The sequence below is a fragment of the Stenotrophomonas sp. 278 genome (genome assembly GCF_003935715.1).
GTDB lineage: Bacteria > Pseudomonadota > Gammaproteobacteria > Xanthomonadales > Xanthomonadaceae > Stenotrophomonas > Stenotrophomonas maltophilia_AH.
The window spans coordinates 1-8,961 of record NZ_RHPP01000155.1; the positions used below are offsets into that span (position 1 = coordinate 1).

Consider the following 8,961-nt stretch of genomic DNA (forward strand, 5'->3'; position numbering starts at 1 on the left):
GGTTGCAGCCGGGCCAGTTGCGCATCCGGCTCCAGCGGTCGTCCTGCGGGCAGCGTGGGCGGCAGCGGGGTGCCCACCAGGAACTGCAGCAGCTGCGCTGCCTGGCCGTGGCTGCGTCGCAGCTCGGCCAGCTGCACCTCGGCCTGGGTCACCAGTGCGTACGACTGGTTGAAATCCACTGACGAAGTAAGCCCGGCATCCATGCGCAGCTGTGCCAGTTCACGCGTTTCCTGCCGGCTGGCCAGCGAGCGTTCGGCCAGCACGATGCCGGCTTCGCTGGCACGCACGGCGTAATAGCTGGCGGCCACGGTGGCGATCAGACTCAGCGCGGCTGCATCCCGCGCTTCTGCGGTGGCCAGGTACTGGCGACGCGCGGCCTCGCTGAGATTGGCCACGCGACCCCAGAAATCCAGTTCGAACGACGGGATGCCCACCTGCACGGCATAGCTGTCCACCGTCACCCTGGCCGCACCCTCGGCCGCACTCACCGGCGTGCGCAGGCGCTGGCCGGAGCCGCTCACCTCCAGCCCAGGCAGCCGTTGGCTGCGCTGGATGCGGAACTGGGCGCGGGCCTGCTCCATGCGCGCCGTTGCCGCTGCCAGATCCCGGTTGTAACGCAGCGCCTGTTCGATCAATCCCTGCAGCACCGGGTCCTGGAAATAGGCGGACCAGCCGATGGCCGGCGCGCTCATGCCGTTGGCCTGCACCGGGGCGTCGCTCGACGTAACGTAGGACGCCGGCACCGCGACCTCGGGGCGCACGTACGGCGGTGCAAGGTTGCAGCCGCACAGCGCGGTTGCCGCCAGCGCCATCATCCATCCGCGTGCAGCCCGGCTACGCATCGGCCTTCTCCGCCGGCCTGCGTCTCAGCAGGTAGTAGAACAACGGCGTGAAGAAGATGCCCAGCACGGTCGCGCTGAGCATGCTGCCCAGCACGCCGGTACCCACCGCCTGACGGCTGGCAGCACCGGCACCGGTGGCGATCACCAGCGGCACCATGCCGACGATGAAGGTCAGGCTGGTCATCAGGATCGGACGCAGGCGCTGGTGCGCCGCGCGCAGAATCGCCTCGCGCGGCGGAACACCCTGCGCCTCCTCATCCAGCCCGAACTGCACGATCAGAATGGCGTTCTTGGCCGCCAGGCCGATGATGGTCACCAGCCCGACCGTGAAATACACGTCTGCCGACATGCCACGCGCGGCCGTGAACAGCACCGCCCCCAGGATTCCCAGTGGCACCACCAGCAGCACGATCACCGGGGTGATCCAGCTTTCGTAGAGCGCCGCCAGCAGCAGGAATGCCACCACGAACGCCAACCCGAGCAGCAGTCCCACCTGGCCGGCGGCCTCCTGCTCTTCGCGTGCGGTGCCGGTCCACTCAAAGCGCACGCCCGCCGGCAGCACTTCGCCGGCAATCCGCTCCATCTCGCGCATGGCCGCACCACTGGAGACGCCTGCCGCGCCCTGCCCTGATAAGGTGGCCGAAAGGAAGCCGTTGTAACGTTCCACCTGCTGCTCGCCGACCGTCCAGCGCGTACGCGCGAACGCCGAGAACGGAACGGACTGCCCCTGGCTGCCGATCACGCGCAGGTCGCTGACATCTTCGGCGCGCATGCGCTGCGTGGCATCAGCCTGCACGAACACGCGCAGCACGTTGCCCTGGCGGACGAAGTCATTCACGTACGCCGACCCGAACAGAATGCCCAGTGCCTGGTTGGCCTGGCTCAGCGGCACGCCGAGCGCCCGCGCCTGGGTACGGTCGATGTCCACGAACAGCTGCGGTGCGCGCGGCATGCCTTCAGGCCGCACTCCCGTCAGCAGCGGACTGGCGGCGGCCCGCGCGGTCATCGCCATCGCCGCAGCGGTCAACCCGCTGCTGCCAACACCGGCGCGGTCTTCCAGCTTCATGCTGAAGCCCGACGCATTGCCCAGCGCTTGGATCGCGGGTGGATTCAGTGCGAACACCTGGGCCTGTGGGATCTGCGAGAACGCCGCATTCATCCGCTGCGCCAGCGCCATCGCGCCCTGTTCCCGTCCCCCGCGTTCCGCCCACGGGTGCAGGTCGACGAACGACATGCCCACTGCCTGCCCCTGGCCGAAGAAACTGAAGCCGACCACCGTGGCCACATTGCGCACTTCCGGTTGCCGGCGCAGGATCGCCTCGGCCTGCGCGGCAGCGGCCCGTGTCCGTGCCATGGTGGCCCCGGGGGCCGCGTTGTAGGCCACGAACAGGTAGCCCTGGTCCTCATCCGGCAGAAAGCCGCCGGGAAGCCGCATGTACAGCAGTGCGGTCAGCGCCACCACGATCACGAACACCGCGTTCCACAGCCACGGCCGCAGCAGCATCCGCCCCACGCCACCGGCATAGCCGCGGCTGCTGCGCTCCAGGCCGTTGTTGATGGATCCAAACAGGCGCTGCACCACGCCGTTGCGCCCGGTCTCGCCGCGCGGCCGCAGCATCGCCGCGCAGATCGCCGGTGCCAGGGTCAGCGACAGCACGGTGGATACGACCAGCGACACGCTCAGGGTCACCGCGAACTGCCGGTAGATGCCGCCGGCCGAGCCCGGGAAGAACCCCATTGGAATGAACACCGCCAGCAGCACCAGCGTGGTGGCGATGATGGCTCCACTCAGCTGCCCCATTGCTTTGGCGGTCGCTTCCGGCGCGGCAAGGTCCTCCTCGCGCATGATCCGTTCGACGTTCTCGACGATCACGATCGCGTCGTCGTTGAGGATGCCGATCGCCACGACCATCGCGAACAGCGACAGCAGGTTGATGGAAACCCCCAATGCCAGCAGCCCGACGCAGGCGCCCAGCAGCGAGATCGGCACCACCAGCGTCGGCAGGAACATCGCGCGCCAGCTCTGCAGGAACAGCAGCACCACCACCGAGACCAGCAGCATCGACTGCACCATGGTCAGGGCGACACCGCGTACCGATTCGGTGATGAACGGGGTGGTGTCGAACGGGGTTACCCAGACCATGCCCTCGGGAAAGCTTGCCTCCAGCTGCTGCAGGCGCTCGCGCACGGCGGTCGCGGTGGCCAGCGCATTGGCCCCGGATGCCAGCGACACGGCCAGACCGGCGGTGGGACGGCCATTCAGGCTGAGGTTGAACGCGTAGGTGTCCTGCCCCAGCTCGACGCGGGCCACGTCGCCGACGCGCACAGTGGCCGCGCCGGGCGTGGCACGCAGGATCACCTGGCGGAACTGTTCCGGCGTGCTGAAGCGGCCCCGCAGCACGATCTGCGCGGTGGTTTCGGTCTCGGCCGTGGTCGGCTGCAGGCCGAGACCGCCACCGGCGGTCTGGGCGTTCTGCTCACGGATCGCGGCCATCACCTCGCCCGGGGCGATGCCATAGCTCAGCAGCTTCTCGCGGTCCAGCCAGATCCGCATGGCATAGCTGGAGCCAAACAGCGAAACGTCACCCACCCCATGCAGGCGACGCAGCTCATCGGCCACATTGTTGGCCGCGAAGTCGCCCAGCTCGAGGGCCGAGTACTGGTCGCCCTCGGACTGCAGCGCGATCAGCATCAGGAAGCCATTGCTGGCCTGGGTGACGCGCACGCCCATCTGCCGCACTTCGTCGGGAAGACGGGGTTCCACCCGCGCCAGCCGGTCCTGCAGCTGCGCGCGTGCCACATCGAGGTCGGTGCCGCTGCGGTAGGTGACCCGGATCTGCGCGGTGCCGTTGGCGCGGCTGGTGGAGGACATGAACAAGAAGTCATCCACGCCGTTGAGCTCGTTCTCGATCACCGAGGTCACGGTGCGGTCCAGCGTCTGTGCATCGGCTCCGACGAAGGTGGCTGAAATGCTCAGTGACGGCGGGGCCACATCCGGGTACTGCTCCACCGGCAGGCGGCTCAGGGCGATGGCACCGAACAGGATCGCAAACAGTGCGATCACCCAGGCCAGCACCGGGCGGTCGACGAAATAGCGGTTCATCGCGGCGCATCCTTGGGCGACGCCACGCTGACCGGTTGCCCCGGTTGGATCTTGTGCCAGCCGTCCACGATGACCCGCTCACCGGGCTTCAGCCCGGACTGCACCACCCAGCGACCGCCTGACTGCCCGGCCAGCATCACAGCCCGGCGCATGGCGATGCCTTCGTCATTGACCACCATCACGCTGGCTTCGTCTTCGCCGACCTGGATGGCACGTTCCGGAAGGCTGATGCCGTGGGGCACCGTGCCGACCGCCAGGATGCCGCGCACGAACTGGCCGGGCAGCAACCGGCCCTCTGCGTTGGGCAAACGCGCACGCAGGGTGCGACTGCCCGTGGCAGGATCGATTGCGGTCTCGCTGAAATCCAGCACACCCGGCGTGGATATCGGCGTGCCATCGTCGCGCAGGATCGTCACCGCCACCTGACGGTCATCAGCCAGGACCACCCGCCCCGCCGCGATGCCTCGCTCCAGCTCGTTCATGGCGATATGTGAAGGATTGAAGATCACGAACACCGGATCGAGCTGATCGATCCGGGTCATCAGGGTTGCCCCGGCCGCGCTGACGAGCGCGCCTTCGCTGACCTGGGCCCGACCGGCACGGCCGGCAATCGGCGCGCGTACGGTGGCATGGTCCAGCTGCAGAGAGGCCCGGTCCACGGCGGCCTGTGCCTCCAGCAGCGCCGCGTCAGCCTGCCGAAACGAGGCCTGCGCCGACTCATACTCCTGCACGCTGACCGCCTTGCGCTGCACCAGCGTCGACAGCCGGGCGCGCAGGGAGGCGGTCTGGGCACGCGCGGCTTTTGCCGACGCCAGCGACGCGCGCGCCTGTTGCACACGTGCCTGCAGATCACGCGGATCGATGCGGAACAAGGGCGCATTCGCGGCGACATCCGTACCGTCCACGTAAAGCTGGCGCTCCACGATGCCGTCGGCGCGCGCGCGCACTTCCGCCGAGCGCGCCGCTTCAACCCGCCCGGGCAGTTCCACGAGATTGGGCACGGCCTGCGCCGTTACTGTCTCTACTTCAACCCGCACCGGGGGGCGCTGACCGGTTCCCGGCCCGTCCTCACGTCCGCAACCGGCCAGCGCCACGGTCAACAGCATCCACCACGGCCACGCCCGTGCCCTGCACCGAAGGATACGCATCGCAGGGTTCTCCCCGCCGTTAGAAGGCCACCGCATCGCGGATCAACGGGCAGGTCATGCAGTGCCCGCCGCCACGCCCGCGTCCCAGTTCGGCACCGACAATGCTGATCACCTCGATGCCTTCCTTGCGCAGGCCGGTGTTGGTCGCGGTGCTGCGGTCGTAGGCGACCACGACGCCGGGCGACATCGCCACCAGGTTGTTGCCGCTGTCCCACTGCGAGCGTTCGGCGGCGTAGCGGTCACCACCCGATTCCACGATGCGCAGCTTCTTGAAGCCCAGCGCCTGGGCGACCACGTCGTTGAAGTGCGCCTTCTCGAACACGATCTCGAAACCGGGTTCCTTGTCGCTGGGATACAGCGAGATCGGATGGATCTGATCGACAATGCCTGGGAACACCGTCACCACATCGCGGTCGGCGAAGGTGAACACCGTATCCAGATGCATCGCCGAACGCAGCTTCGGCATAACCGCCACGATCACCCGGGTGGCGGCCTTGTTCCTGAACAGCGACTGCGCCAGCTGGGTGATGGCGGTGCGCGAGGTGCGTTCACTCATGCCGATCAGCACGATGCCATTGCCGGCAATCAGCACGTCGCCGCCTTCCAGGGTGGCGTTGCCATGGTCCTGGGTCGGGTCGCCGAACCAGATCGGGAAATCGGCCGAGGCGAAGTCCGGATGGAACTTGTAGATGGACGTGGTGAGAATGGTCTCTTCATGCCGCGCTGGCCAGTACAACGGATTCAGGGTCACCCCCTGGTAGATCCAGCAGGTGGTGTCGCGGGTGTACAGCGTGTTCGGCAATGGCGGCAGCAGGTAACCCACCAGATCCGGCACTTCGCGCACAGCCTGCAATGTCGGCCCGCTGAAGTCTTCCGGAAGGTCCACCACGCTGAGGCCACCGATCAACACTTCGGCCAGCTTTCGTGCGGGCAAGCCCTGCAGGTAGGAGCGGACCTCGGACATGAACTCCACACCCACTTCATTGGCGTTGATCTGGTTGTCCAGGATCCAGTTGCGTGCCTCCTCGATTTCAAGGGTTTCGGCCAGAAGGTTGTGCATCTCGACCACTTCGACACCGCGGTCGCGCATCTTGGACATGAAATCGAAGTGATCTCGCTTGGCGTTGTCGACCCAGATCACGTCGTCGAACAACAGGTCGTCCTTGTTGCGCGGGGTCAGGCGCATGTGCGCCAGCCCGGGCGCGCACACCATTACTTTGCGCAGGGTTCCAACTTCGGAGTGGACGCCATAGACGGGGGCGTTGGACATGGGAGCTTCTCCGCGACGGTAGATGAATTGATCCTAGCCGCCGAAGACGCGTAAACGATCACGCCTACGTAGAAAGCAGTAGAAATACCGAGAGCGGCTGCCTGAAACACTGAATTCGCACTGTCCGAACCACGCGCATACTCCTTCAGCAAGTCAGCCCGGTGTACGCACCGCGCATCTTCTCCCCTGCAGCAGGAGACGTATCATGAAGCTTCGCCCCATCACTTTTGCCCCGTTGCTGGCAGCCGCACTCCTGGCCGGCGCATGCTCCACCCATACCACCCCCAGTACGTTCAACCGGTCCGAAGTGGGTCGGGCGCAGACCGTGGAATGGGGCAGCATCCAGGCCATTCGTGACGTGCAGATCCAGAACGATTCGCGCGGCGTGGCCACGGTCACTGGCGCGGCTATCGGCGGCATCGCCGGCAGCACGCTGGGCGGAGGTAGACGAGCCAACGCCGTCGGTGCAATCGCCGGTGCCGCCGCGGGCGGTGCTGCGGGTAATGCACTGTCCCGTTCAGCGCGCAACGGTGTCGAGATCACCGTGCAGCTGGAGAACGGCCGCACCGTGGCCGTCGCCCAGGACGGGAGCTCTGCAGACTACCGGGTCGGTGACCGCGTTCGCGTCTCCAGTGACGGCATCACCACCCGCGTCAGCCGCTGAACGGAGCCGAAGGCCATGCGTATCCGGACGCTTCTGGCGGGCATGACCCTGGCGCTGGTCGGGTGCTCGACCACGCCATCAATGACCACCGACCAGCGCATTGCGCTGTACTTCGAACATGCAGGTCCGCCGGTGCAGTCCTTCCGCCTGACCCGGTTCGTCCGGCATACGCAGTGGACCCCACTCGGCGACCGCGCACTGGCGGTGTGGATCAGTCAGAGCCGTGGTTATCTGCTGCAGCTGCGCGGGCGCTGCACGGGACTGGCCATTGCACACACCGTCCAGATCACCAACTCGTTTGGAACGGTAAGCGCGCGATGGGACAGCGTGATCCCGCGTACGGTCAGCGTCGCGATGCCACAGTCGTGTCGCATCATGCGCATCCGCCCCCTGGACGGCACCGGCCTGCGTGACGCGCGACGGGAAATGCGGGCAACCGTGCGCTCTGATCGCGCAGCCGATGTGGTCGAGGATACCGGTCCGGAGGTCAGTGATCGTCCCGGCGACTACCTGCCCTCGCAGGAGCCATGAGGCGGGCCGTCCGCCAACTGGCGGCCCGGTCCATGTCGCGCAGCCTGTTCGATGCGCGCTGGATCATGGCACCGTTCTACTTCGGACTGGTGGTCGCCCTGTTGCTGCTGCTGTGGGTGTTCGTGCGCGAGCTATACGAACATCTGGTGCGGATCGCCTCGCTCGGCCCGGTAGACGCCGTGCTGCTGGCCCTGGCACTGATCGACCTGTCATTGATCGCGAACCTGTTGTTGATCGTGATCCTGGCGGGCTACGAGAACTTCGTGGCCCGCATCGAATCCGGCCACGAACGGCGCCCGGCCTGGATGGGCACGGTGGACTTCAGCGGCATGAAGATGAAGCTGATGGGCTCGATCACCGCCATTTCGGCGATTGCGCTGCTGCGCATCTTCATGAAGCTCGAGGAAGGCAAGGCGGTGGACCCGGAGGTGCTGCGCTGGATGGCGATCCTGCACTGCGTGCTGCTGCTGTCCGCGGTGGTGCTGTCTGTGACCGACCGTCTGGCGCGCCTGCCCGGCACGCACCGCGACGCACCCACTCAGCCACCGCCCCCGGTCTGATCCCGCTGCGCGCGCCGCCGCGCATCCAGCTGCTGCTGCAGCCGCGTGACTTCGCCCGCATCCATGTCTTCCAGACCCAGCACGGCCTGCCAGCCCAGCACATAGTGGGCGGGTGCGAACACGTGTCCGTACCCCATCGGCGTGCGGTCCGCGAGCAGCATGTCCAGCGCCAGCTGCAGCATGGTCACCAGCGGATACCAGCGCACGGCAGGCGCAACGTCCGGGGCCCGCGGAGCATTCATCCATTCTGGCTCGCGCCACGCGTCCTGGGCCCTGAAGAAGGTGATCGCATCGCTTCCATACTGCAGGTACACCACCCGCATGCGCCCCCAGGGGGCAGCGGCCGGCACCGCGCTGCCGTTCTGGTTCATGAAGCGCACGCTGCGGCTGTCACGGAACACCGGCCGCCATTCCGGCGAGCCGGTCGCACGGCTGTCGGTCACCTGCCGCCAGTAACGCGTGGCAAACGGGGGACCGCTCCACAGCGCGCCGTGGATCGGCGTATCGATCATGTCGAACAGATTCACCGAGCGCTCGGAGTTCATGGCCCCCAGGCTCAGCCCATGCACGTACAGGCGCGGCCGCTGCTGCTCCGGCAGGGTCCGCCAGTACCCGTAGATCTCCGCGAACAGCGCCTGCGCGCTCTCCTGCCCGTACTCCGGCTCCACCAGCAGCGACAGCGGGCTGGACAGATACGAGTACTGCACCGCCACGCTGGCCACGTCACCGCGCAGCAGAACCTCCAGGCTGTCCACCGCCGCCGGGTCGACCCAGCCGGTGCCGGTCGGGGTGATCACCACCAGCGTGCCGCGCTGGAAGCCGCCCTGCCGCTGCAGCTCACGC

At 67.1% G+C, this 8,961-nt stretch carries 8 protein-coding genes; 3 read left to right on the forward strand and 5 right to left on the reverse strand.

Translation table 11 applies throughout. The annotated features are described in order from the left end of the window. From EGJ34_RS18660 to arcA, 4 genes are all read right to left on the reverse strand, one after another. Nucleotides 1–842, reverse strand: an 842-nt coding sequence (locus tag EGJ34_RS18660) for a TolC family protein (RefSeq protein ID WP_185750244.1), incomplete at its 3' end; no start/stop codon positions are given. After that, nucleotides 835–3,945 (reverse strand): multidrug efflux RND transporter permease subunit, encoded by a 3,111-nt coding sequence (locus EGJ34_RS18665; RefSeq protein WP_125361960.1) that lies wholly within the window; start codon nucleotides 3,943–3,945, stop codon nucleotides 835–837. The genes EGJ34_RS18665 and EGJ34_RS18660, both read right to left, overlap by 8 nt. Next, nucleotides 3,942–5,093 carry an efflux RND transporter periplasmic adaptor subunit gene (locus tag EGJ34_RS18670; RefSeq protein WP_185750245.1) on the reverse strand — a complete coding sequence of 384 codons (1,152 nt, stop codon included), beginning with the start codon at nucleotides 5,091–5,093 and terminating at the stop codon, nucleotides 3,942–3,944. Before EGJ34_RS18670 ends, EGJ34_RS18665 begins: the two co-directional genes overlap by 4 nt. A gap of 19 nt (nucleotides 5,094–5,112) precedes the next feature. Further along, nucleotides 5,113–6,363, reverse strand: a complete 1,251-nt coding sequence (gene arcA, locus EGJ34_RS18675) for an arginine deiminase (protein ID WP_125361962.1) — start codon at nucleotides 6,361–6,363, stop codon at nucleotides 5,113–5,115. Between the two features lie 205 nt (nucleotides 6,364–6,568). Here arcA and EGJ34_RS18680 point away from each other — a divergent pair, with 205 nt between their 5' ends. From EGJ34_RS18680 to EGJ34_RS18690, 3 genes are read left to right on the forward strand one after another with little or no spacing between them, the layout of a single operon-like run. Beyond that, entirely contained in the window at nucleotides 6,569–7,027 is a 459-nt protein-coding gene (locus EGJ34_RS18680) for a hypothetical protein (RefSeq protein ID WP_125361963.1), read from the forward strand. A gap of 15 nt (nucleotides 7,028–7,042) precedes the next feature. Then, nucleotides 7,043–7,558, forward strand: coding sequence for a DUF6491 family protein (locus tag EGJ34_RS18685; RefSeq protein ID WP_125361964.1), 516 nt, complete (start codon nucleotides 7,043–7,045; stop codon nucleotides 7,556–7,558). Between the two features lie 32 nt (nucleotides 7,559–7,590). Continuing rightward, complete coding sequence (locus EGJ34_RS18690; RefSeq protein ID WP_221740425.1) at nucleotides 7,591–8,118, forward strand: YqhA family protein; 528 nt, start codon at nucleotides 7,591–7,593, stop codon at nucleotides 8,116–8,118. On the opposite strand, the gene EGJ34_RS18695 is transcribed toward EGJ34_RS18690, so the two are convergent. Then, nucleotides 8,097–8,961, reverse strand: an 865-nt coding sequence (locus EGJ34_RS18695) for an alpha/beta-hydrolase family protein (RefSeq protein ID WP_185750246.1), incomplete at its 5' end; no start/stop codon positions are given. The two genes, EGJ34_RS18690 and EGJ34_RS18695, sit on opposite strands and share 22 nt — an antisense overlap.

Bases quoted from the DNA above. Each gene is read 5' to 3' on its own strand.
- EGJ34_RS18665 (WP_125361960.1), bottom strand. From the start codon at position 3,945: ATGAACCGCTATTTCGTCGACCGCCCGGTGCTGGCCTGGGTGATCGCA.
- EGJ34_RS18670 (WP_185750245.1), bottom strand. From the start codon at position 5,093: ATGCGTATCCTTCGGTGCAGGGCACGGGCGTGGCCGTGGTGGATGCTG.
- arcA (WP_125361962.1), bottom strand. From the start codon at position 6,363: ATGTCCAACGCCCCCGTCTATGGCGTCCACTCCGAAGTTGGAACCCTG.
- EGJ34_RS18680 (WP_125361963.1), top strand. From the start codon at position 6,569: ATGAAGCTTCGCCCCATCACTTTTGCCCCGTTGCTGGCAGCCGCACTC.
- EGJ34_RS18685 (WP_125361964.1), top strand. From the start codon at position 7,043: ATGCGTATCCGGACGCTTCTGGCGGGCATGACCCTGGCGCTGGTCGGG.
- EGJ34_RS18690 (WP_221740425.1), top strand. From the start codon at position 7,591: ATGTCGCGCAGCCTGTTCGATGCGCGCTGGATCATGGCACCGTTCTAC.